This is a genomic window from Marinobacter denitrificans (genome assembly GCF_008795955.1).
Taxonomy (GTDB): Bacteria; Pseudomonadota; Gammaproteobacteria; order Pseudomonadales; family Oleiphilaceae; genus Marinobacter; species Marinobacter denitrificans.
On the sequence record NZ_VMHN01000001.1, the window covers coordinates 406,000 to 429,451 of the forward strand.

At 57.4% G+C, this 23,452-nt stretch carries 26 protein-coding genes; 10 read left to right on the forward strand and 16 right to left on the reverse strand.

Features of this window, described 5'->3' with window-relative positions; all coding sequences use genetic code 11:
- Positions 1–32: 32 nt before the first annotated feature.
- Positions 33–1,676: a fatty acid--CoA ligase gene (locus FO268_RS01825; protein ID WP_150988763.1), complete on the forward strand. Its 1,644-nt coding sequence runs from the start codon at positions 33–35 to the stop codon at positions 1,674–1,676.
- 66 nt (positions 1,677–1,742) lie between these two features.
- Here FO268_RS01825 and FO268_RS01830 read toward each other — a convergent pair whose 3' ends face one another.
- The 6 genes from FO268_RS01830 to FO268_RS01855 form a co-directional block, all read right to left on the reverse strand.
- Entirely contained in the window at positions 1,743–2,996 is a 1,254-nt protein-coding gene (locus FO268_RS01830) for a D-amino acid dehydrogenase (protein WP_150988766.1), read from the reverse strand.
- Positions 2,997–3,100: 104 nt separating this feature from the next.
- Positions 3,101–3,454, reverse strand: coding sequence for a translation initiation factor Sui1 (locus FO268_RS01835; protein ID WP_150988769.1), 354 nt, complete (start codon positions 3,452–3,454; stop codon positions 3,101–3,103).
- A 38-nt stretch (positions 3,455–3,492) separates the two neighbouring features.
- Positions 3,493–4,017 (reverse strand): DUF4136 domain-containing protein, encoded by a 525-nt coding sequence (locus FO268_RS01840; protein WP_150988772.1) that lies wholly within the window; start codon positions 4,015–4,017, stop codon positions 3,493–3,495.
- A gap of 77 nt (positions 4,018–4,094) precedes the next feature.
- Positions 4,095–4,700: a YigZ family protein gene (locus FO268_RS01845; RefSeq protein ID WP_150988775.1), complete on the reverse strand. Its 606-nt coding sequence runs from the start codon at positions 4,698–4,700 to the stop codon at positions 4,095–4,097.
- A 7-nt stretch (positions 4,701–4,707) separates the two neighbouring features.
- A complete protein-coding gene (locus tag FO268_RS01850; protein ID WP_225316477.1) occupies positions 4,708–6,033 on the reverse strand; it encodes a sensor histidine kinase in 1,326 nt (441 codons plus the stop codon).
- The gene (locus FO268_RS01855) at positions 6,030–6,716 is read right to left on the reverse strand and encodes a response regulator transcription factor (RefSeq protein ID WP_150988778.1); all 687 of its coding nucleotides are present in this window, start codon (positions 6,714–6,716) and stop codon (positions 6,030–6,032) included. The genes FO268_RS01850 and FO268_RS01855 overlap by 4 nt, the downstream gene beginning before the upstream one ends.
- Positions 6,717–6,918: 202 nt before the next feature.
- On the opposite strand from FO268_RS01855, the gene FO268_RS01860 reads away from it, so the two are divergent.
- Both FO268_RS01860 and FO268_RS01865 read left to right on the forward strand, forming a co-directional pair.
- Positions 6,919–8,088 carry a GNAT family N-acetyltransferase gene (locus FO268_RS01860; RefSeq protein WP_150988781.1) on the forward strand — a complete coding sequence of 390 codons (1,170 nt, stop codon included), beginning with the start codon at positions 6,919–6,921 and terminating at the stop codon, positions 8,086–8,088.
- Between the two features lie 44 nt (positions 8,089–8,132).
- Positions 8,133–8,792: a hypothetical protein gene (locus FO268_RS01865; protein WP_150988784.1), complete on the forward strand. Its 660-nt coding sequence runs from the start codon at positions 8,133–8,135 to the stop codon at positions 8,790–8,792.
- A gap of 18 nt (positions 8,793–8,810) precedes the next feature.
- On the opposite strand, the gene FO268_RS01870 is transcribed toward FO268_RS01865, so the two are convergent.
- Together FO268_RS01870 and FO268_RS01875 are read right to left on the reverse strand one after the other, a co-directional pair.
- A complete protein-coding gene (locus tag FO268_RS01870) occupies positions 8,811–10,169 on the reverse strand; it encodes a nicotinate phosphoribosyltransferase (RefSeq protein WP_225316478.1) in 1,359 nt (452 codons plus the stop codon).
- A 3-nt stretch (positions 10,170–10,172) separates the two neighbouring features.
- Positions 10,173–10,388 (reverse strand): dodecin, encoded by a 216-nt coding sequence (locus FO268_RS01875; RefSeq protein WP_150988787.1) that lies wholly within the window; start codon positions 10,386–10,388, stop codon positions 10,173–10,175.
- 187 nt (positions 10,389–10,575) lie between these two features.
- Between FO268_RS01875 and FO268_RS01880 the strand changes: the two genes are divergently transcribed.
- The gene (locus tag FO268_RS01880; protein WP_150988790.1) at positions 10,576–11,409 is read left to right on the forward strand and encodes a DUF3750 domain-containing protein; all 834 of its coding nucleotides are present in this window, start codon (positions 10,576–10,578) and stop codon (positions 11,407–11,409) included.
- Positions 11,410–11,498: 89 nt separating this feature from the next.
- Here the strand turns inward: FO268_RS01880 and FO268_RS01885 are convergent, their stop codons facing one another.
- The 3 genes from FO268_RS01885 to FO268_RS01895 all read right to left on the reverse strand — a co-directional run bounded on the left by FO268_RS01885 (position 11,499) and on the right by FO268_RS01895 (position 13,493).
- Entirely contained in the window at positions 11,499–11,822 is a 324-nt protein-coding gene (locus FO268_RS01885; protein ID WP_150988793.1) for an AzlD family protein, read from the reverse strand.
- Entirely contained in the window at positions 11,819–12,568 is a 750-nt protein-coding gene (locus tag FO268_RS01890) for an AzlC family ABC transporter permease (protein ID WP_150988796.1), read from the reverse strand. The genes FO268_RS01885 and FO268_RS01890 overlap by 4 nt, the downstream gene beginning before the upstream one ends.
- 70 nt (positions 12,569–12,638) lie before the next feature.
- The gene (locus FO268_RS01895) at positions 12,639–13,493 is read right to left on the reverse strand and encodes an NAD-dependent protein deacetylase (protein WP_191966910.1); all 855 of its coding nucleotides are present in this window, start codon (positions 13,491–13,493) and stop codon (positions 12,639–12,641) included.
- Between the two features lie 235 nt (positions 13,494–13,728).
- Between FO268_RS01895 and FO268_RS01900 the strand changes: the two genes are divergently transcribed.
- Complete coding sequence (locus FO268_RS01900) at positions 13,729–14,157, forward strand: organic hydroperoxide resistance protein (protein ID WP_150988802.1); 429 nt, start codon at positions 13,729–13,731, stop codon at positions 14,155–14,157.
- Here the strand turns inward: FO268_RS01900 and FO268_RS01905 are convergent.
- Complete coding sequence (locus FO268_RS01905) at positions 14,135–14,698, reverse strand: DUF1415 domain-containing protein (protein ID WP_150988805.1); 564 nt, start codon at positions 14,696–14,698, stop codon at positions 14,135–14,137. The two genes, FO268_RS01900 and FO268_RS01905, sit on opposite strands and share 23 nt — an antisense overlap.
- 105 nt (positions 14,699–14,803) lie before the next feature.
- On the opposite strand from FO268_RS01905, the gene FO268_RS01910 reads away from it, so the two are divergent.
- Positions 14,804–15,697, forward strand: a complete 894-nt coding sequence (locus FO268_RS01910; protein ID WP_150988808.1) for a haloalkane dehalogenase — start codon at positions 14,804–14,806, stop codon at positions 15,695–15,697.
- 2 nt (positions 15,698–15,699) lie between these two features.
- On the opposite strand, the gene FO268_RS01915 is transcribed toward FO268_RS01910, so the two are convergent.
- Positions 15,700–17,286: an ABC-F family ATPase gene (locus tag FO268_RS01915; protein ID WP_150988811.1), complete on the reverse strand. Its 1,587-nt coding sequence runs from the start codon at positions 17,284–17,286 to the stop codon at positions 15,700–15,702.
- 206 nt (positions 17,287–17,492) lie between these two features.
- On the opposite strand from FO268_RS01915, the gene FO268_RS01920 reads away from it, so the two are divergent.
- The 3 genes from FO268_RS01920 to FO268_RS01930 all read left to right on the forward strand — a co-directional run bounded on the left by FO268_RS01920 (position 17,493) and on the right by FO268_RS01930 (position 19,591).
- Complete coding sequence (locus FO268_RS01920) at positions 17,493–17,771, forward strand: peptidylprolyl isomerase (RefSeq protein WP_150988814.1); 279 nt, start codon at positions 17,493–17,495, stop codon at positions 17,769–17,771.
- On the forward strand, positions 17,771–18,718 hold the full coding sequence (locus tag FO268_RS01925; protein WP_150988817.1) for a succinyl-CoA synthetase subunit beta: 948 nt from the start codon (positions 17,771–17,773) through the stop codon (positions 18,716–18,718). Before FO268_RS01920 ends, FO268_RS01925 begins: the two co-directional genes overlap by 1 nt.
- Before the next feature lie 93 nt (positions 18,719–18,811).
- Positions 18,812–19,591, forward strand: a complete 780-nt coding sequence (locus FO268_RS01930; RefSeq protein ID WP_150988820.1) for a substrate-binding periplasmic protein — start codon at positions 18,812–18,814, stop codon at positions 19,589–19,591.
- Positions 19,592–19,600: 9 nt separating this feature from the next.
- On the opposite strand, the gene FO268_RS01935 is transcribed toward FO268_RS01930, so the two are convergent.
- Together FO268_RS01935 and FO268_RS01940 are read right to left on the reverse strand one after the other, a co-directional pair.
- Positions 19,601–20,779, reverse strand: a complete 1,179-nt coding sequence (locus tag FO268_RS01935) for a M24 family metallopeptidase (protein ID WP_150988823.1) — start codon at positions 20,777–20,779, stop codon at positions 19,601–19,603.
- Positions 20,780–20,858: 79 nt separating this feature from the next.
- Entirely contained in the window at positions 20,859–21,677 is an 819-nt protein-coding gene (locus tag FO268_RS01940; protein WP_150988827.1) for a DUF2059 domain-containing protein, read from the reverse strand.
- 123 nt (positions 21,678–21,800) lie between these two features.
- Between FO268_RS01940 and FO268_RS01945 the strand changes: the two genes are divergently transcribed.
- Positions 21,801–22,490 carry a transglycosylase SLT domain-containing protein gene (locus FO268_RS01945; protein WP_150988830.1) on the forward strand — a complete coding sequence of 230 codons (690 nt, stop codon included), beginning with the start codon at positions 21,801–21,803 and terminating at the stop codon, positions 22,488–22,490.
- A gap of 9 nt (positions 22,491–22,499) precedes the next feature.
- Here FO268_RS01945 and FO268_RS01950 read toward each other — a convergent pair whose 3' ends face one another.
- Positions 22,500–23,396 (reverse strand): LysR family transcriptional regulator, encoded by an 897-nt coding sequence (locus FO268_RS01950; protein ID WP_150988832.1) that lies wholly within the window; start codon positions 23,394–23,396, stop codon positions 22,500–22,502.
- Between the last annotated feature and the right edge of the window lie 56 nt (positions 23,397–23,452).

The window sequence follows — 23,452 nt, forward strand, 5'->3', positions numbered from 1 at the left end:
AAATTAAACAATTGAGAATGAGGTACCGAGTTATGGCACAGACCCGTATCCTGCCACCTGCAGACAACGCGCATCAGTATCCACTGCTGATCAAGCAACTGCTCATGTCTGGCCCCAGGTACTCTCCTGACCAGGAAATTGTTTACGCCAACCGCTCAAAGTACACCTACACTGACTTGGTGGAGCGAATCCATCGCCTGGCGAACGCATTGACCGATGCCGGCGTCAAACCCGGCGACACCATCGCCGTTATGGACTGGGACACCCCCCGCTACCTCGAATGCTTTTTCGCTATTCCGATGATTGGTGCGGTACTGCACACGGTGAACGTTCGCCTGTCTCCGGAACAGATCGTTTACACCATGAACCACGCTGAAGATGATGTGGTCATGGTCCACGATGACTTCCTGCCGATCCTGGAAGGCGTGAAGGATGAGATCAAAACGGTCAAACACTACATACAGCTCAGTGACGAAAAAGCCGCGAAATCCACCTCGCTGAACACCGTTGGTGAGTACGAAGAATTGTTGGGCAAGGCAGGCAAGGAGTTCGATTTCCCTGACTTTGACGAGAACAGCATTGCCACCACCTTCTACACCACCGGCACCACCGGTAATCCCAAGGGTGTTTTCTTCAGCCACCGGCAGCTGGTTCTCCACACACTGGCCATGACCGGCTCCCTGTCTGCCTATGACGAAATGCCGTTGCTACGTTCGTCATCGGTGTACATGCCGGTAACACCCATGTTCCACGTACATGCCTGGGGCGTGCCCTACGCAGCCACCATGATGGGCATCAAGCAGGTTTATCCGGGCCGTTATGAACCGGAGCTGCTGGTGGACCTGCTCAAGGAACACAAGGTGACCTTCTCCCACTGCGTGCCCACGGTGATGCAGATGATGATGGCCACCGAATCCATCAAGACGGCTGATCTGAGCAACTGGCATGTGCTCATCGGTGGCAGCGCCCTCACCCGGGGCCTGTGCGATGCCGGCGCCAGACTGGGCATTCGCATGTACACCGGTTATGGCATGTCGGAAACCTGCCCCCTGTTGAGCGCAACCCATCTCAAGCAGCAAGACCTGGAACTACCACTGGAGCAGCAGACGTCCAAACGCATCAAAACGGGTATCGCAGTGCCCATGGTGGAGCTGGAAGTCGTTGATCCCGAAGGGAAGCCAGTGCCCCATGACGGGGAAGCCAAGGGCGAAGTGGTCGCACGCGCGCCCTGGCTTACCCAGAGCTACTTCAAGGAGCCGGAAAAAGGTGAGGAACTCTGGCAGGGTGGCTGGCTGCATACCGGTGACGTGGCCAGCATGGAGCCCGACAACACCCTGGTGATCAAGGATCGCATCAAGGACGTGATCAAGACCGGCGGTGAATGGCTGTCATCCCTGGATCTGGAAAACCTGATCAGCCAGCATCCTTCCGTGGCCGGAGCAGCTGTGGTGGGTGTGCCTGACGAGAAATGGGGCGAGCGCCCGCACGCCCTGGTCACCCTGAAACCAGGCGAGGAAGCCAGTCTGGAAGATATCCAGAGCCACCTGAAGCAATTCGTGGACTCTGGCGAAATCAACAAGTGGGCGATCCCCAGCCAGATTGATTTCGTTGAGGATATCCCGAAAACCAGTGTTGGAAAGATCAACAAGAAGCTGATCCGGGATCAGCTGAAGTAGACTCCGCGATAACGACGCCCCGCATTCCCTTTCTGGGGTGTGGGGCCGTACTCCCACCGGCTCTCCCTACAACCCGGTAAACGCGAAATCCACATCCGGTTTACGTCCTGCAACGATGTCCGCCAGCGCTGCGGCAGAGCCGCACGAGTGGGTCCAGCCCAGAGTACCATGGCCAGTGTTCAGGTAGAGGTTGCCGAAGTGACTTTTCCCGATATACGGCACATTGGAAGGTGTCGCCGGCCGTAGCCCGGCCCAGAACTCGGCCTGCTCCCAGTGGCCGGCCTCTGGCATCAGTTCGGCGGTTCGCCGAACAATCATTCGGCAACGGGTAAGGTTCAGCTCCCGGCTATAGCCGCTGAGTTCGGCCGTGCCGGCAACGCGAATCCGATTTCCCAGGCGCGAAAACACCAGCTTGTACTCATCATCGGTCAGGCTGACTCTGAAGGCGGCGTCCTCATTCTTTACCGGCACGGTTATGGAGTATCCCTTGGCCGGGTAGATATTCAGGAACAGGCCCAGTTTTCGTGCCAGGACAGCACTGAAACTTCCCAGGCTGAGTACGTAACGGTCCGCTCGAAGGGTGTGGTATCTGCCTTCGCGGATAACGTTGACGCCAAGTACCCGGTCCCGCGTGTTCTCAAATCCGACGATTTCCGTGTCATAGAGGAATTGAACACCGGCTTCCTGGGCTTTTATCGCAAGCGCCCGGGTGAACTGCCTGGCATCACCAGACTCGTCTTCCGAGGTGTAGGTGGCGCCGACAATCCGGTGCCTGGCCGGTGCAAGCGCAGGCTCCAGTTCAACGGCCCGGGCGGCATCAATTACCTGTCGATCGCAACCCAGTTCCCGCATGGTGCGTGCCGGCTTCAGGGCGGACTCGAACTCTCCTGGGTTGGTATAAAAGTGCAGGATACCTCTCTCAAGGTGATCGTATTCAATTCCGGTATCTTTACGCAGCCCCTGCAAACACTCGCGGCTGTAGGTGCCCAGTCGCACCATCTGCCGGATATTATGAGCCGCTCTGGCGGACGTGCATTCCCGCAGAAAAGCGACGGCCCAGCGCCACTGGGCGGGGTCCATGCGAGGGCGGAACAAAAGGGGGGCATCGGAACGGGCCAGCCATTTCAGTATTTTAAACGGCGCGGAAGGGTTAGCCCAGGGTTCGGCATGGGAGACCGAGATCTGTCCGCCGTTGGCATAACTGGTTTCGGTACCTGCGATGCTCTGGCGGTCTACAACAGTAACGTCATAGCCCTGCTGCCTCAAGAACCACGCGGTAGTAACACCCACAACACCCGCACCCAGCACCAGCATGTGCATTCACTTCCCTCCCCCGGCCCGCGCCTGAATAAGCTCACTATTGTAACGGCTGGAACAACAGATTGCGTGTCAGACCATTCGCCACTATCGCGGGAGGGCAGCGTTCAGCCACCGGCTTTTTTCACCTCCCAGCCTTTCTCCTTTAACAGGGGCACCAGAACATCCCGCTGGTCGCCCTGAATCTCCACCACCCCTTCCTTGACGGTGCCACCTGTTCCGCATTTGGCCTTGAGTATCTTGGCGAAAGCCTTCAGTTCTTTTTCGTCGAGAGGAATACCGGTAACAAGGGTAACCCCTTTACCCTTGCGGCCTTTGGTTTCCCGGCTGACGCGTACAACCCCGTCACCAGCAGGGCGAGAGGGTACCCCGCAGATACAATCATCAACCGGCTGCCGGCAACCGGGGCACATGCGCCCCTGCTCAGTGGAGAACACCAGTCCTCCGGAACGGTTTTTCATAACGTCCTCTTATTCACTACCATACCCGGCCAGAGCGTTCACACTCCCGGGGGGTACTTTTCAAACATGTCTGCGACGATTTCATCGATCAACTCGCGCCGTGACTCTGACGACTGGTTTTCATTGAGGTAACGGCGACTGGCGGCTCGCCATACTACGCGGTCGGTGCCGGTATCAACCAGCTCAACAACAAGCTTGCCTTCCTCTATTTCCCGGATCGGTGGCGCTGAGGAAAGCCCCCAGCCAAAGTTGCCACTACCGAAACCAAAGCCAAGGCCAACGCCACTGCGCTCGAGCCGTTCTTCTTCAACAATCTGCCAGGCGACGAGCAGGTCTGCTTCGTTTTGCTCAACCTTGCGCATGGACTTGCGGTTGAGTTCCCGCTCAACCGCGGTTTCGATGCGACCACCGTCGAGGGACGTGAAACTCTCACCCTCAGCCTTTGGGGCAAAAGCCCAGGACGCGTAATTGCCGAAAACTGCGCCGGAGTCATAATCCGTCACAACGTTGCTGGCGCACCCGGCCAAAGCCAACATCAACAAGGAAACAAGGATAACTCTCATGATTACATCTGCCCTTCTTCGTATTGTCTGTGTTCAGTATACGCACAGTAGACGCGCGGAGTTTCGGTAAACGTTCCCTAGCTTTCAAAACTGTAATCCAGTCCGCGGGCGTCACAAAATGCGCAGAGGTCACTGTCCCGGTCGACGGGCATGGTGATTTCCGCTGTCACCCGGGCACTGTAGTCGACCCGTTCAACCTGGGCCTGGTTCAGCTCGCACCAGTGCCGGAGCGGCTGTTCATCGGCGAAGCTCATGGTAACGGTCACCCGCGATAACGGTTGCTGGATCACGCGGCCCACTGCAGACAGCACAGCCTCGGTGGCGGCGGCATAGGCTCTGACAAGGCCTCCGGCTCCCAGTTTGATCCCACCGAAGTACCGGATGACCAGCACCAGAACATCGCCCATATCCTTGTGCTGTATCACACTGAGGATGGGCTTTCCTGCGGTTCCCGAGGGCTCACCGTCATCATTCATGGCGGCCTCGGCAGCCGCACCGGGTCGGCCGATCTGATAGGCCCAACAGATATGGCGGGCATCAGGGTGGTCCTTATGGGCCTGCTCCAGCCAGGCCTTGACCTCATCGCGGGAGGTGACCGGTACAACCCGCGCTATAAAGCGGCTCTTTTTTACTTCGGTTTCCCGCTCCAGAAAACCTGCCGGTACTGGATAATCCCTGGACATGGGCTTCTCAGTTCGCTCCGGTGAAGATGGGAAGCCGCAGCACGACCACCAGACCGCCGGGATCGGCGTTGAAGGCTTCTATCTGGCCATCGTGAATGGCCACGATATCCCGGGCAATGGCAAGACCAAGGCCCCAGCCCTTGCCACCACGGGATTTGTCAGCGCGGTAGAAAGGCTCGAACAAATGGGGCAATACTTCATCCGGTACTCCGGGTCCCTCGTCGCGAATCTCCAACACCAGTTGCTGGTGCTGCGAATGCATGGCGACATGTACTTTCCTGCCCGGAGGAGTGTGATCCAGTGCATTCTGCAGAACATTGTCGAACGCGCGCTGCAGCAGCCCCGGCTCCCCGAGCACAGAAGCATGCCGGCAATCCGGGCTGATGGTCAGCAGGCAGTCAACGCCCCGGTGTTCTGCATAATCGGCTGCATCCTTGAGCACATCGTTGATGACCCTGACCGGCTGAACGCCGTCACGCTGAATGTCGGCGCCCTGCTCGGATACCCGATACAGGGTCAGTATCTGGGATGTCATCGCTTCCAGTCGCTCGTTCTGGCGCAGGATTGAGGCCATCAGATCCTCATCCGCCCCACTCTCGCTGGCCAGCTCAATGGCAATCCGCTGTCGCGTAAGCGGCGTGCGCAGGTCATGGGAGATATCCCGCAGCAAATGGGTCTGGCGATCCAACAGATTGCACAGCTGCTCGGTCATGGCATTAAACGCCGTCGCCAGGGCGCCCACTTCATCCCGACGGCGGGCAATGCCTTCGCTCACACGTAAGGTATTATCGCCACCGGCAATGGCCCGTGCCGTTGATTCCATATGCTTCAGGGGGCGCGACACCAGCCGCGCTACCCATACGCAAGCCAGGGTTATGATGACAAAAGCCAAAGCAAGCTCCAGCCACTGAAACACCCGGGGGCTCAGCCATGCGTCTCCGTTCAGACGTGGCCAGGCAACAAGCCGGTAGCCATCAGCCACCTCAATAACAGCCGGCCGCTGCTGATACCAGCCGACAGACTCCATGCGTTCCCGAATGGATTCCGGCAGGCTGCCGTCATCGTTCCCGGCCTCAATGAGGAACAAGTGCAGATCCAGTTCGCTGCCACGCTCTTTCAGGAAACGCCAGGCGTCGCCCCGGCCCTGGTTTTCACGCACCGCCAGCGCCTCGGCCGCAAGCTCCTGCAAACCTGCCTGGCGCTCGATGGCCTGCCTTTCCCGGTCTTTCAGGGTGTAGGTCACCAGGTTGCCGACAATCATGGTCAGAGCCATGGCAAGCCAGATGGAAATGAATATCCGCCAGAACAGCGGGAATCTCAGCCCCCGGCTCACGTTGGCACCCGGTAGCTATACCCGAGCCCTCTCACTGTTTCAATTCGTGGTGGATCATCATTGCCCAGTTTCTTTCGCAGGTTGCTGATATGCATATCCAGTGTGCGATCATAAGCCTCAAGACGACGCCCCAGAGCCCACTGCATCAGGTCCGTCTTTCTCACCACGCTACCGGCATGGGCCAGCAATACCTGTAACACCTCGTACTCCGTGGCGGTAAGGTCCAGCGCTTCATCGTCCTGATAGATCCGCCGGTGTACGGGTTCCACCCTCACATCACCATAGGTTCTGGACTCATCCAGCCCGACCTGCTGATCCCACGCCACCCGCCTCAGCAGCGCCTGGAGCCGGGCGATAAGTTCACGGGGATTACAGGGTTTGGGAATGTAGTCGTCTGCGCCAACCTCGAACCCGACGATGCGGTCCGTCTCATCGCCGCGGGCGGTCAGCAGCACCACCGGCAGGTGGGTTTTTGCCCGCAACTGCCGTAACACTTCCAGCCCACTGATGTCCGGCAGCATAATATCCAGCACGACGATGTCACAGTGCTGCCCCATGGCCAGAGACAGCCCATCCTGACCATTCGAGGCCTCACGCACCGTGAACCCCTGATTGGCCAGATAGCGGGACAAGAGCTCCCGCAGTTCCTCGTCGTCTTCCACCAACAACACCCGGTTCTGCATGGCAATCCTCCGTTGTTACTGGCAGCAGTCTACCACGACACTGCAAGGAGCCTGTTTTGTATCATTTTTCTTTGCATAACCTTTACATGCTGCTGGTGTCTTCCGATACGTCAACAAACCAACAGAAATTTAACCCTCAATCAATGATCCGAGACGCGGTTGTAACGTATGGTAGCGGGTAAACTCATGAGCGCTCCAGACTATGACGGAAACCGGTAGCCCCGAACTGACCATCCAGGCAACCCGATCAATTCGCGAGATCTCCCCGGACGACTGGAACCGGTTCGCAGGCAGTGACATACCGTTTCTCCGCCATGACTTTCTGCTGGCTCTGGAAGAGTCCGGAAGCACCACCGCTGCCACGGGGTGGAGCCCGTCTCATCTGATGGTGTATCTGAATGACAAACTTGCAGGCGTGATACCGGCGTACCTGAAAACCCACTCAATGGGAGAGTATGTTTTTGACTGGGCCTGGGCCGAAGCCTATCAACGCTATGGCATGGGTTACTATCCCAAATTGTTGATTGCCGTTCCGTTTACCCCTTGCCAGGGGCCGAGACTTCTGTTTTCCGAGGAGTTGCGCCGATGGATGACTCCAGATCGCATTCATCAGGAGCTGGACGCAATCACCGGGGGCCTTGACGCCCATTCATGGCATCTGCTTTTCCCGGACACCCGGGACCAGGAATTACTGGCTATGCCGGGCGCACTTCACCGGGTCGGCTGCCAGTTCCACTGGTATAACCGGGGTTATCGGACGTTTGACGATTTCCTCGCGAGGCTGACATCGCGAAAACGTAAAGCCATCCGTAAGGAACGAAGAATGGTCGCGGAACAGGGCATTACCTTCCGGCATTTTTCAGGCCAGGAGATGCCCGATCATGTTCTTTCGGCATTCTTTGTGTTCTATCAGGCGACCTATCTCAAGCGGGGGCAGCGGCCGTATTTGAACAAAGAATTCTTTCAGCAATTGAAGGAAAGACAACCAGAGCAGCTCCACATTATTATGGCGGTCAAGGATGAACAAATGATTGCGGGGGCCCTGTTCCTGAGCGGTGGAGAGACCCTCTACGGCCGGTACTGGGGCTGCCTCGAGGAATTCAGCCATCTGCATTTTGAAACCTGTTATTATCAGGGGATCGAGCTGGCCATCCGGCAGGCACTGACCTGTTTCGACGCCGGCGCCCAGGGAGACCACAAACTGATTCGGGGGTTTGAGCCTGTTATAACCCATTCCTGGCACGGCGTACTTCACCCGGGTTTCCGTGAGGCCATTGCCAGATTTACCCGGGAAGAAGCGGAGCAAGTAATGGCCTACGCCGAGGATGCTCTGGAGGCCCTGCCTTTCAGGCACGTCGAGCCGAATCAGTAGCAGACCTCAAGTTATACCTGACATTTTACGGAGCGCGCAGCCATATGGAACCGGACAACGTTTTAGATTTTTTCAGCGGCAATCACGTCATTCTCCTGGTCGCTGTTGCAGCGCTGATTGTTGCCATCATTTCAGTTTTCTCCAACACCACAGCCAGGCGCAAGCTGGCTGACCGCGTTGACTCGATAAAACTGCGGGTAGACAGCCTGTGGACGGATATGGATGAGCTGCGGGTGTCGCATTTCAATGGCTCCAAACCCTCCGGTGGCTCCGGTGGTCACGACACTACTGCCACTGAGCGATTCTCTTCTGAGAAGGCCGCTTACGAAGCAATCTGGCCATTGATCTGGTCACTGCACGACAAACTTGGCATGTTTCTCCGGGCTGTAGAAGCTGACGATCAGACGGGCGAGCTTCGGCTAGAGGCACGAAACGCAGCGCTGACCGCCCGCAGCACACTGAATCGGGTACGGCCCTTCTGCCACGCCGACATTGACGAATTGATCACCCAGTTGATTGATAACCATATAAAAGCACACCTGGCCGCATGCCAGTACATGGATTTGCGTAAAGACTCCCTGTCCTCAAGCTCCAATCACGAAAGGGCCGTACAGAAAGAGAAATTCCGCATGCTCTATGATGGCCAGTCCAAGGAAATGCTGGACCAGCTGGTTTCCCATATCAGGCAGAGGATGCTTCGATAAGCTTCGGCTGAGGCCTTTTCAGGCCCGCCTGACCCTTTCCAGAGTATCCCGCTGCAAAGCCCTGAGAAAGTCACTGATTACGACGGGCACTTCACTGATGGGCGCCAGGGAGCGAATCCTCGCGGGCAGGGTGTCGATTGCCTCGCTGGCACTGACCACCTGGTCATCCAGCGATTCCATGGCACCTTCAAGCATTCGCCCTTGCTTCATCACTGGCTTCAATAACGGGGTGCCGTCATACACCTCATCCCTGCCACTTACAACGTCCTGAACAATACAGCCGTCCGGTCCCAGACGCCGGTATATCTGTTTCGGCCCAGGGAACGACTGTTTACCTGGTGAATTTTTCATACGCGGAAGGCTGGCATACTCGGTCAGCTTGAATGCAAGTTCCAGTGCTGGCTCATCATTCGAGACCCCAATTGCTGTACCGACGCCGAAACCGTCAATGGGGGCACCAGCAGAAAGAAGTTCCGCAATCCTGTATTCATCCAGACCACCGCTGGCCATTATCTTTATATCCGTCAGACCGGCCTCATCCAGCATTTTGCGGCAGTCCGTGGCTTCCGTCGCAAGGTCGCCGGAATCCAGACGGATACCGCCAATGCTCACGTTCGGATCGTCCTTCAACCAATTGATGATTCGCTTCACAGCGGAGCGTGTATCGTAGGTATCAACCAGCAGCGTTGTACCCGGATAGAGATCCGCGTACACCCTGAAGGCATCGAGTTCGCCCGCACACGCCTGGACAAAACTGTGGGCCATGGTGCCATAAACGGGCATATTGAAATCCAGGCCAGCCAGGACATTACTGGTCCCCGTCAGCCCGGCCAGACGATAGGCTCTTACAGCCCGGTGCGCGGCATCCAGCCCATGGGTTCTGCGCATACCAAAGTCGATCACCGGCCGGCCCTTGGCCGCGAATGTCAGCCGCACGGCCTTGGAAGCCAGCAATGACTCGAGATGCACGTAGTTCATCACCAGGCTTTCCAGTAGCTGAACCTCAGCGATCGGGCCTTCGATTTCCAACAGGGGTTCCTGGGGAAACAGCGGAGTGCCCTCCGCAACCGCATGAACCGAGCCGCTGAAGCGGAAGTCTCTCAGCCAGTCCAGAAACCCGGGCTGAAACCGGTTAAGGGATGCCAGACGCTCAATGTGGTCATCCGTAAAGCAGAGGGACTCGATGACAGACACAACGCTCCGCTGTCCGCAGGCAAGAACGAAGTTCCGGTTTTCCGGGAGGTCCCGAAAGAACAGACTGAACACCGCCGTGCCATTCATGCCCTCGGTCCAGTACGCCTGGGCCATTGCCAGTTCATACAGGTCCACCATCAGTGGCAGGTCACTCTCTCTGACAAGCGGCGGTTGTCTCAGCACAGGTCAGCTTCCCTCGATGCGGAAGCCTATTTTCAGGACGACCTGATAATGTCCGACTTTACCATCAACAACATGGCCGCGAGTTTCCTGCACTTCAAACCACTCTATGTTCCGAAGGTTCTTGCTGCATTCGGCGATCGCATTTTCGATGGCATCCTCGATGCTTTTCGTCGAAGAACCAACGACTTCCACCTTCTTGTAAACATGATGGTCGGACATAGCACCTCCTGTTTTAAGGTTGGATATAGTCAGGCAAATCATTTGAATGCCTGTGATTTCAGCCTATACCAGTAAACTGGAACCAGCAAACAGCCGGGGCTTATTTGTGAAGGAACTTTAAGGAACAACTGAACTCTGACACTTCCTGTGTCGTACACTGAAGATCCCACACTTGCTCCGGACTCCAATGAGAAGAATCAAGCGCTGCTTTATCGGCATTACCCTGACACTCGCCCTGCTATTGGCAGGTCCGCTCCTCCTGGCCGCCTGCGCGGGCTTTCAGGATGCCGGTAGCTGGCGAACAGCCGATCGCTCCAGTGCGGGTATCGCCCCAAGCCCTGACCAGGAAAGCGGTGCCGTGGTTCAGGTGTATGGTGCACGGGCCTATAACTGGCGGGGTTATTTTTCATTACACACCTGGATCAGTACGAAAGAGGCCGGGGCCGGTCGCTACTATGTGCATGAGGTGACAGGTTGGCGCCACTATGTGGTCCAGTCCAGGCCCGACGACCCGGACCGGGCCTGGTACGGCGCCCCACCAGAGTTGATCGCGGATATTCGCGGAAAGCAGGCGGAGCGGATTATTGAACAGCTTGATGACGTGATCGCAGAGTACCCCTACCCCACGGAATATAAGGCTTGGCCCGGGCCTAACAGCAACACCTTCGTGGCCTGGGTGATCCGCCAGATCCCGGAGATGGATGTTGCTTTGCCAAATCATGCCATCGGTAAGGATTACCTGGGCAACGGTTTTGTTTCCGAGGTGCCCGGCGGAGCCGGATACCAGGTATCTCTGGGGGGCTATTTCGGACTTCTGGCGGGGGTTCGCGAAGGCCTTGAGCTGAACATCCTGGGACTTTCCCTGGGGGTCAATCCCATGGGACTTGGTATCAAGCTGCCGGGCATTGGGGAGTTGGCATTGCGCAACACCAATCCTATGGCTGAGGAGGCCGTGCAAGAATCCGAGCCCGTTGTTTCCGAGACGGCCGGGGCAGGGACGGTCTCCCAAAAAACGCTTTGAATACGTCCCTGTACGCTTGGGCTCCGCCATCCATGGCTCCGCACATTTTTGGGAGACCGTCCCTGCCCCGACCTGATCAGTGGTGGGCCTTATAGTCCCGTGACTCCTGCATAACGGACCAGTCCAGCTACTGCAATCCCTGCTGCAATTGCCGGCAACGGCTTTTTGGTAGCCAGCATAATAACCGCCGTAACTACCAGAGCCGCCAACGAGCCAGCGTCACCGCTGAACGCCATGGGCACAATAATGGCGATCAGCACTGAGCTGGCCATCGTATTGATAAAGCTTTCAATTCGTGGGTTGATGGTCACGAAGGACATGAGGAAGGCGCCACCGAAGCGGGTCACCAGGGTGACCAGCGTCATGACGGCAATCAGGGCAAGAATACCGGCGGTGGTGGTTTCGACTGTCATGTTGAGCCCACCTCTTCACCGCCGTCTTCATTTTCGCTGTCGGGTTTCTTTTCCAGCCAGAAGAATCCGATAGCGCCCCCAGCCAAAGCCCCGACGACCACATGGGTGTTGGGGGGCAGCCATTTCCAGGCGGCCAGTGATGACACCGCGGCAACTGTCCATGCCACCAGTGTTCGTGGTGACTTGCTGCCGCCGAGAGCCATGGCGAGGAGGAAGCAGCCAAGAACCATATCCAGGCCAAGGGACTTGGGATCCTGTAGCAACCCGCCGAAGTACACGCCGAGCCAGGTTCCAACGATCCATGCCAGCCAGAGGACAAGGCCGCCACCAAGAATGACTTCCAGGTTGCGCCTGCCACTCTGGTATTCCTGGGCAGAAACCGCCCAGTTGGCATCGGTAAGGAGCAGCAGCAGACCGTATCGGCGCCCTGGAGGCAGGTCCCTTAGCATGGGATACAGCGAGGCACCCATCAGCAGATGGCGGGAATTGATGGCAAACACCACCGCAATCAACGGAATCAGGGAAACTTCACTGCCCCACATATCCACGGCGGCAAACTGCGAGGCGCCAGCAAACACCGTGGCACTCATGAGAATGGCCTGCAGCGGCTCAAGACCTTTCTGCGTCGCCGCCAATCCGAAGGCAGCACCGAACGCCACCACGAATAACGAGATGGGAAGTAACCTGAAAAACTCGACGCGGACCTTGTCAGGTTGTAACCGGTAAGGATATGTACTGGCGTTCATCTAAGCAAGCTAATGAAACCGGCACCATATGCGTATAGGTAAATGCCGAAGCGCGAGCAAACCGCTCTTGTCAGAGCTGGTCAAGAGCTATGGCCAGCGTAGCGCCGATGTCGGCGTTCAGCTTCAGATCCACCAGAGAATCCGCCCGGGTACGCCCCAGGTTCAGCGTGGCCATGGGCTTGCCCCATTCCTGGGCATAGCGACAGAAACGAAAACCGGAATAGACCATCAGCGAGGACCCGATCACCAGCAGGCCATCGCTGGCCTTCAATGTGTCCAGTGCAGAGTACACCCGTTCTCTGGGCACATAGTCCCCGAAAAACACCACATCCGGTTTCAGAACCCCCCCGCAACAGGTGCAGTCAGCAACACGGAACTGCGAGAAGTTCATGTCAAGATCCGCATCGCCATCCGGTGCGGCATTTGCGGTGTAGTGTTCAAATCCCGGATTCATCTCATTACAGCGCTGGTGAATCTCATCGCGCTTGTACCGGGATCCACAGCTCATACAGACCACTTCGTCTGCCCTGCCGTGCAAATCCGTTACTGAGCGACTACCGGCGCGTTGATGGAGGCGATCCACATTCTGCGTAACAACAAGCCGGCTGTGGTTGCGCAATTCCAGTTCAGCCACATGGTGATGGGCAACATTTGGCATGGCATTACGCATGACCGGCCAGCCAATCAGGCTCCGGCCCCAATACCTCTGGCGGACTTCCATGCTCGTCATGAAATCTTTGTGCTGGACCGGCTGCTTGCGCTTCCAGGCACCTTCACCATCCCGGTAGTCAGGGATGCCGGAATCGGTACTGACACCGGCGCCAGTGAGAATCATCAGGCCGGGGTGGCGATAAATGAACTCCGCCAGCATGGCACCAGCCTCTTGCGGAGTATTCAGCGCAAGAGGGTGATCGCTGGACGGCATGGTTATGCCTTTAGTGGACTGTGGAACTGCAGCCATCCGTTTCGCACCTCTTTGAAAACCTCTCTACTTTAGGGAGCAAATATTGTCTTGCCAATGCTGACAGCAAGAAAACCATCTTACGTTGAAATACTTTTTATTCACTTACATTGTGCACAACACAATTGTGTGCAATCATTAGGGCTATGGAGCATCAGATCTGATGCTTCGAAATACATCAGCAAGGAGAACCACGATCATGTCTATTGAACAGGTTGTTTATCGCGCTTCAGCAGAAGCCACCGGCGGCCGTGACGGTCGGGCCATTTCCTCGGACGGCATCCTGGACGTTGAACTGACCACACCGAAAGAACTCGGGGGCGCAGGTGGCAAGGGCACCAACCCGGAGCAGCTCTTTGCAGCGGGCTATTCCGCTTGCTTTATCGGCGCCATGAAATTTGTGGCGGGGCGGGATAAGCTGCCCATGCCGGAAGACGCATCCATTGAGGGTGTGGTTGGAATTGGACAGATTCCCGGTGGTTTCGGGATCGAGGTGGAACTGAAAATTTCATTGCCCGGCATGGACGATGCCCAGGCACAGCAGCTGATCGATGAAGCCCACAAGGTGTGCCCCTACTCTAACGCCACCCGAGGCAACATTGACGTCACTCTGACCCGGGTAGAGTGATCACTGCCTCTCCGGATAGCCTGCGGCGCATCTCATCTGCGCCCAGGCGATTCATCAATTCAATGTTTTGCCCGGGTATGAGTTCCGCGTTCGGGTATCCGGCGATGGCCCGCTCAAGGCTTTCCTCCCGCAGCAGGTGCAGCATCGGGTAGGGAGATCGATTGGTGTAATTTTCCGCGTCCTCCGGTTCAGTACCGCCGAACTGGTAATCGGGATGAAAACTGGCAATCTGGTAGATGCCCTCCAGTTCAAGCTGTACCAGAAGCCCGTCCGTTGCGGCAAGAAAGTCGTTGTAAACCATAAAATCCTGCAATACACAGGGATGCACCAACAGCGTTGTTTCAACGTCTGGATGTTCCTCCAGATACAACAGTTCGTTCTGCAGCTCGGTCAGGAGCGCCTCTTCCGAGCCGGCGTCCGTCACCCTGAAAAGAACCCGATCCTTCACCAGCTCCCTGCGCGCGAAAGGGCACAGATTCAGACCAACTACCACTTCAGACACCCATCGGCGGGTAGCATCAATAATCGAATTCTGCTCCACGTGAAGACTCCCACGTTCTGAGAAAAAGGACGGACACGCCGGAGACGAGTCATGATATGTTGAGCAAGCTTACAATAATTCCCTTACCAATACCGGAGACCGGAAATGGACGTTGTGAGAACGCCTGAAAAACGATTCGAACGACTGCTGGACTACCCGTTCGACCCGCACTATGTGGAAGTCGATGGCCTGCGCATGCATTATGTCGACGAAGGGCCCTCCGACGCCAGGCCCGTATTGATGATGCATGGCGAGCCATCGTGGTCCTATCTTTACCGCCACATGATCCCGATTTGCGCAGCGGCCGGCCACCGGGTGATTGCGCCGGACCTGATCGGTTTCGGCAAGTCGGACAAGCCGACAGATATAAACGCCTACAGCTATCAGAGCCACATGGCGTGGATGCAGTCGTTCCTGGACCAGACTGACCTGCAGGATATTACCCTGGTCTGCCAGGACTGGGGGTCGCTGCTGGGCCTTCGCCTTGCCGCGGAAAACCCGGACCGGTTCAGGGCCATCGTCGTGGGCAACGGCATGCTGCCAACCGGCGACCAGCCGGTGCCGAAGGCCTTCCAGCTATGGAAGAACTTCGCCCTCTACAGCCCATGGTTTCCCATTGCCCGTATCATCAACACCGGTAGCTTCCGCACGCTTGGTCCGGATGAGTGCCGCGCCTACGATGCGCCCTTCCCCGGCAAAAAATACAAGGCCGGTGCCCGCGCATTCCCCAAACTGGTACCGGTGAAGCCCGATGATCCAGCCAGCGAGCCAAATCGGGCGGCATGGAGGGTATTGGAGCAGTGGGACAAACCTTTTCTGACCACATTCAGCAACGGTGATCCCATTACCCGGGGTGGCGACCGCTACATGCAGGAAAGGATTCCCGGGGCCAACGGGCAGCCCCACATCACCCTGACCGGCGGGCACTTCCTGCAGGAAGACTCACCGGTGCAGTTCGCCGGCGCCATCAACGACCTGCTGGCCCGGCTGGACCAGTAAGATCAGAGATAACCCTGGCTGCGCAGGTAGTCGTCGTAACTGCCGCTGAAGTCGGTGATGCCATCGGCTTTCAGCTCGATGATGCGCGTGGCCAGCGACGATACAAACTCCCGGTCATGACTGACGAATACCAGCGTGCCCGGATAGTTCTCCAGGGCCAGGTTGAGGGCCTCAATGGACTCCATGTCCAGATGGTTGGTGGGCTCGTCCATCAGCATGACATTGGGCTTCTCAAGGATCAGCTTGCCGAACAGCATGCGGCCCTGCTCCCCCCCGGAAATCACCTTGACTGACTTGCCGATATCATCTCCGGAAAACAGCATGCGGCCGAGCGTGCCACGCACCAGCTGTTCGCCACCAGTGGTCCATTGCGACATCCAGTCGGTGAGGTTCATGTCCTCATCGAAATCGGCGGTGTGGTCCTGTGCGTAATAGCCAACCTGGGCACTGTCGGTCCACTTCACGTCACCGCTGTCAGGTGTCATGGCACCAGCCATGCACTGCATCAGTGTGGTCTTGCCAATACCGTTGGGGCCGATGATGGCTACCCGCTCCCCCGCCTCGATCTGCAGATTGAGCTTGTCGAACAGGTTTTCGCCATCAAACCCTTTGGTCACATCCTTCAGGGTGACCGCCTGGCGATGCAATTTCTTGGTCTGTTCAAAGCGGATAAACGGGCTCACACGGCTGGAGGGTTTTACCTCCTCAAGCTGGATCTTGTCGATCTGGCGTGCCCGGGAGGTGGCCTGCTTGGCCTTGGAGGCGTTGGCGGAGAAACGGCTGACAAACTGCTGCAACTCGGCAATCTGGGCCTTTTTCTTGGCGTTATCCGACAACATGCGCTCTCGGGCCTGTGTGGCGGCGGTCATGTACTCATCGTAATTGCCCGGGAAGAGTCTCAGTTCCCCATAATCCAGGTCCGCCATGTGTGTGCAAACACTGTTCAGGAAATGGCGATCGTGGGAAATGATGATCATGGTGCTGTTCCGGGCTACCAGAATGCTTTCCAGCCAGCGAATGGTATTGATATCGAGGTGGTTGGTGGGCTCGTCCAGCAGCAGGATGTCGGGGTCGGAAAAAAGAGCCTGGGCCAGCAGAACGCGCAACTTCCACCCCGGCGCGATGGCGCTCATCGGGCCATCGTGCTGCTCGAGGGGGATGTCCAGGCCCAGCAGCAATTCACCGGCACGGGCTTCCGCCGTGTAGCCGTCCATCTCTGCAAACTGAACTTCCAGATCCGCCACGGCCATGCCGTCTTCTTCGCTCATCTCCGCCAGCGAATAGATGCGATCCCGCTCGGCTTTTACCCGCCATAGCTCCTCGTGGCCCATGATGACCGTATCCAGAACCGTGCAGTCCTCGTAGGCGAACTGGTCCTGGCGCAATTTGCCCAGGCGCTGATTCTGGTCCACCATGACCTGGCCAGCAGAGGGGTCCAGATCACCCCCGAGAATTTTCATAAACGTGGACTTGCCACAGCCGTTGGCGCCGATCAGGCCATAGCGGTTGCCATTGCCGAATTTGACCGATACGTTTTCAAACAGGGGCTTGGCCCCGAACTGCATGGTAATGTTCGCGGTGGAAATCAAGAAGAGACCTATCAACAGTGAATACCGGTTAAAAGCCGGTCAAGAAAAACGGGCATTGTACAGGTTTGCAGCCAGAACCGTGAGACAGCAAAAACACGGATAAAAAGCACTTGCCTAAGCGCCCCGGGGCGGGCAGCATTCCAACCTCGGCAATGCCAACACACGTTCTATTATTCTTTATCACTCCAACCAAGGAAACCGACACCATGACACAGGCAACAGCACGCCACATCCTCGTGGACAGCGAAGCAAAGTGCGAAGAACTGAAGCAGGCCATCGAAGGCGGCCAGGATTTTGCGGAAGTGGCAAAGCAGCACTCATCCTGCCCCTCCGGCCGCAACGGTGGCGACCTGGGTTCTTTCGGCCCCGGCCAGATGGTTCCGGAGTTCGACAAGGTGGTATTCAGCGGTGAAGTGAACAAGGTTCTCGGCCCGGTCAAGACGCAGTTCGGCTATCACCTGCTGGAAGTCACCAGCCGGAGCTGATGGGTATAAACCTGGCACTTGACCTACCCGCTCGCAAGGCCCGGATATGGCAGTATCTGGCCTTGGCGGGCATCGTTCTGATAGCTCCCTTTTTCTTCATTGGCGGCCCGGGGTGGACCGACGGCCCACTGTACAAGTCCGCCTGGAATCTCGGACACATCCTGTTCTTTGCCCTGCTGACCCTTGCGATTCAACCCTGGCGGTTCTGGACCGGCTGGAAGCTCTGGGGGCTCGCAACCCTGGCAGTACTCCTGGTCGGGCTGGGCATAGAACTGCTGCAATACGGTACCAGCCGGCAGATGGACGGGCAGGACCTGTTCCGTAACCTGCTCGGCCTGTGGATCATACTTCTGATCAGCCCCGGAGTAACAGAGCCCAGTCGCTCAGGGCTGGGCACCTGGTCGCTACGGATTGCAATTGCAGCACTTCTGGTTGCCGAAACTGGCGCCACCGCCGCTGTCGCCCTTCAGCAGTACAGGGTCAGCCAGTTGTTACCGGAACTCTACGATTTCAGCCAGTCAGACCCGTCCCCCTTCTGGAGCGGAGCGATCGCCGCCGCTGACGTAGCAGGCCCGCAAAATGGGCTCAGACTATCGCTATCGACCGCCCATTATTCCGGCGCAACCCTGCACAATTTTCCGAGCGACTGGCAGGGTTATGGGCAACTGGTGATGTCGCTGGACAACCCACAGGACCAGCCTGTGCACATCACCCTGCGAATCAACGATATCCAACACGATCAGGGCGACAACGATTACAGCGACCGGTTCAACACCCGCCTGACCCTGTCTCCCGGCCCGAATACCTTCCAGCTGGACCTTGACCGGATCAAGAATGCTCCGGCGACCCGCGCCATGAATATGCGCGAGGTAAGACGCCTGAAGCTGTTCACAACTGGCTTACCGTCACCCAAAACCGTTTATCTGCGTGATCTCAGGCTGAAATGACGCATTCGTGTACATGGGCTAGTCTTAATGGACGTACTCTTCGTAACGTACCCCATGATCCATTAAACAGCATTTTTGGCTGTGGGCGGTGACATGAAGTTTCTCAAAGCGCAGATGGCCGCGCTTATTATTCTGTTTTCGACCCTGGCGCTGGGCCATGATGACCGGCAACTGAGTATCAGCGTTGGTGACTGGCCTCCCTTTTTTGTGGCAAACGAGCCTGGGGAAGGAAGTGTTGCCCGCCTGGTCAGAGACATCTTTGCAGAAGCAGGTTATGAGGTGGAGTTCAACTTCCTGCCCTGGAAGCGGGCCTACCGCGAAGCAGCCGCCGGCAAACACGATGCTACCGCCATCTGGATGTATGCCGCCGACCGGGAGCAGGACTTCGTCTACAGCGACCCGGTGATGAACGAACGCTTTGTGCTATTTTACCGCAAGAACGCCCCCATACAGTGGAACCGCATGGAAGACCTTTCGGGTCTGCGGCTTGGGGGCAGCATCGGCTACAGCTATGGGCCAAAGTTCGACAGGGCAGCGGAAAATGGGGTTCTGGACGTGGAATGGGTGGCGTCCACGGAGCTCAACTTTCGTAGACTGCTGTTCGGCCGTATTGACGCCTTCCCCGAAGAGATCAACGTTGGCTACTATATTCTTCGACGGGAAACAGACCAGGAAGAGGCTCGACAGATTACCCACCACCCCGAGCCCGTTTCTGAAAACCAGAGCTTTTTGCTGTTTCCGAAAGATGAACCGGACACAGAAAAGCTCCGGACGATCTTCAACCGAGGCCTGAAGACGTTCAGGGCCGATGGTCGCTACAAGACCTATTTCGATTCCAGGCCCCAGGTATCAAGCAATAATCCAGGCCGATGACCTGCCAGCTCAGTCCAGCCGCCATGGGTTGGACGTGAGCGGTTCCGCCCCGCTCTCGCCGACCAGAACGGTATCACTGCAACCAATGCCCCACAGCCCCGGAATACGCAGACAAACAGGCAGGTGAAACACCATGCCTTGCCGGAACTCCACAGATTCCCCGCGTGCAATAAAACCGGAGCCTTCCACCCAGGACGGGGGAAATTGTGCGCCTACGGTGTAACCAAAAACCCCGGAGAAGAAAACCTCGTCCGCCAAAGGTGCCAGGGCTTGCTCCGCGGCCCTGGCGGCAGAATCAAAGGTCCGGCCGGGTACCATGGCAGCCTGCAGGGCTTCCACCACACGGCGGCAGCCATCGAACACGGTGCGCATCCGGGCTGAGGGCTGACCGGCCACCACGGTACGCATCATCGGCGCTGTGTAGCGCTGCCAGACCGCACCGAACTCGAGAAATACCGCGTCGCCCTCCTGTACCGTGCAACGTTTATGGTTGGTATGAATCACGCTGCTTCGCTGTCCCACGGTCACGATGGGCTGCATACTCATGAACTCGCTACCCCCGGCCAACAGGGCCTGGGCGCCCACGGCAGCGATATCGTTATCAGTCATGCCGGGCCGGATGGCCGCTGCAGCGGCTTCGATACCCTGCCCCGTAATGCGGGCGCTTTGTCTGAGATAATCAATTTCTGCCGGAGACTTCACGATACGCAGACTCTTGAGCATGCCGGATGCATCCACAAAACGGGTATCCGGCAGCCGTTGTTTCAGGCCTTCAACCACACCCTGGCGTAGTGAACCATGCCAGTAATCGATACCCACGGTTGTTCCATGACCACCCAGAGCCTGAGCCAGCGGGTCGAGCACGTCGCCGATTCCCTCCCAGCGGTAGCCAAGCACGTTATCAACCCTTGTGGTAATCATCGCGGGGCCCGTTTCAATCGAGGGCACCTGAAGTGTCATGGACCCGGCTGTCACGACCAGGGCCACATGAACGGAAACCTCAAACGTACTGTAACCGGTCAGGTAGAAGAGGTCAGATGGGTCTGTCAGCAACAATGCCCCCACGCCATCCGCCGCCATTCTGGCCCTGAGGGCATCCAGACGGCGGTCGTATTCAGCCTGGGGGAAGGGGCATTCCCGCCCCCTGAGTTCTCTGGTCAGGGTTTTCTGGTAAGCGTTAAAGTCCATCGGGTCGTCTCCGGGGCGGAGGAAAGGTTACTACTGGAGACTGGACCCAAACCGGCTGGTTTTCAAACCCTGACGAATATCATTCCGGATTGAAGAAACGCGCCAACTGACTGCCTACCGATTCCACCGGCTCGGTAATTGAACGCTGGATGCTGTTGGTGGCCACTCGAGTGAACGCTGAACCGGCGTCACTCTCGAGAAAACCGATATAGTCTTTCAGCTCGGACGTGGTCAGATCCTGATAGGTATAGAGATATCCGGCATAGACCTGTTGGGCGACCATGCCCCGCAACATGCTCCTCTGGCTTTCGATTTTCTGCTGCAGTTGCTCAAAGGTAGGCCCCTTGCTGCCATTGAAGGCGGCCATGGCCGAGGCCAGGCCCAGCTGGACGGCAACGGTGGTGTCCACGGCGCTTTCGGTGGCCCGGGCTGCCCTGTCAAAGCGATCAAACAACTCCGCCCGTTCGCTGCCCTTGAATTCTTTCTGTAACTGCGTAGCTTCGGCCTCAACTTCTTTCCAGACTGACGGCCTGGATGCCGCAATCTCTGCCTGAGTGATCTTCTCGGCCAGCGGCGTTTCGTACCACTCAAGCACCGAATTCAGCTGCTGATCGCTCATGCCCTGATCCAGGTCTTCGATCACCTGGGCGCGAATCTCTGCAACACTGAACGCATTGCTGACAATACTGCTGATGGTGTTCGCGACGAAGGGCTCTACGCGTCCGCTCTGCTTCAGGCCGTCACGGACACCCTGACTCATCATCGCCGGATACTGGGCGACAATCGCATCCACCGGCGAGGCCCGGAGCACAGAGTCGGCCAGAGGGCTGGCAGTGGCGGAAGTACATGCCAGCAAAAGAAAAAGTAATGCCGGTTTAACTTGGGATAGTGCGCGCATGAACCTAATATCCTGTGAGATCGGGCGTTTGTTATGCCATGGCGCCGGCGCCCCCTGCAAGCAAACAGCGCCGGTGTTTGATGACCATTTTGTAGTGTGGAGTATGAGAGCCCTGAACTGCCCATGAAGAAACGCCGTAACCGACTGAAAATCTGGAAGTCGCGGCTTCGCTGGTACGGACTTCCCTCACTGGGCCTGGTCATCGCCATTGTGGCGACCCAGCGGTTCAGCCTGCTGGAACCCGACCCACCAGCAAATACCGAGAACGTCTGTGAGATTTTCCGGGAACATCCGGTCTGGTATGACTACGCCAGCCGCTCGAAAGAGCGCTGGGGCACACCTATTGCCACACAACTGGCATTCGTCTATTACGAGTCGTCGTTCCGCAGTCATGCCCGGCCGCCCCGCAGCCAGTTGTTCGGATTCATTCCCTGGACACGGCCAACATCCGCGTACGGCTACGCCCAGGCCCTCGACCCGGCCTGGGGCGAGTATCTGGAGGCAAACGGCGACGGATTATCGGTGGTGCGTACCAACATGAAACACGCGCTGGACTTTGTGGGCTGGTATAACCACCTGACCAACCAGGAGGTGGGCATTCCTCTTACCAGCCCGGAGAAGCTCTATCTTGCCTACCATGAGGGCAGAACCGGGTACCAGCGGCAAAGCTACCTGGCGAAGCCGGCGGTGATGTCGCTGGCAGACAGGGTGCAAACCCGCGCCTTTCGGTACCACCGCCAACTCCAGAGCTGCGAGAAAGAGTTCCAGTGCTGGCGCTTCTATCAGTTCTGGCCGTTTTGCGGAGACTGGTAGAAATGCCGGTCAGGCCACCTCCCCCTCCACTTTCGGCGAGAGCTTTGCCAACCTCGCAGTCAGAAACTCCATCACGATGCGCACTCGTGCCATCTGCTGGGTTTCCTGGTTAACCATCAGCCAGAGGTCCACACCCTCACCCTCCAGGGGAGGAGATAGCCGCTTCAGTTCCCGGGCGCTGTCACCCAGGTAACAGGGCAGAGCTGCAAGGCCGGCACCGGCCCGCGCCAGGGCGTGCATGGCCTGGAGGCTGTTGCAGCGGATAATAGAGGAGGCGTTCTTCAGGTGTTTGCGATACCAGCGCCCGGTTGCCAGGTGGCTGAAACTCTCATCCGGCAGAATCCAGAGTTGCTGCTCCGGGGCATTCTCCAGATCCATGTGAGGATTGCGCTTACAGTACTTCGCCGCCCCATATATAGCTGACTCGATGGTACCGATACGCTCACCTTCCAGAGTGGCCTGGGGTTTGTTGACCGGCCGCAATGTGAGGTCAGCCTCGCGGTGGCTCAGGTTGAGCACATCGTTATCGGTGAGCACTTCCAGCTCGATATCCGGGTACTCCCGGACCAGCTCGGCAATCATCGGGCTGATCAGCGCATTGACCATGGTGTCGGTGGCGGCAAGCCTGACTTTGCCCACGGGTGCCGAATCCTGTCCAACGAGCTGACGCTCAAGGTTTTCCATATCGCCGGTCAGTCTTTCAGCTGCCCGAAAAGCGGTTTCACCCACAGGGGTAAGCTGAAGCCCGTCGCGGTTGCGCTCAAAAAACTGAACGCCCATCTGTTCTTCCATCTGGTCCAGACGACGGAGCACCGTGGTCTGGTGCACACCCAGTATTTCACCGGCTTTGGCGAGGGTTCCCCCTATTGCCAGCGCGTGTATATATCGAAGATAATCCCAGTCCATAGCTACTGCATATTTGCAACATGAGTACGGAGTTTAACGTATTTGAACTGCAAAAA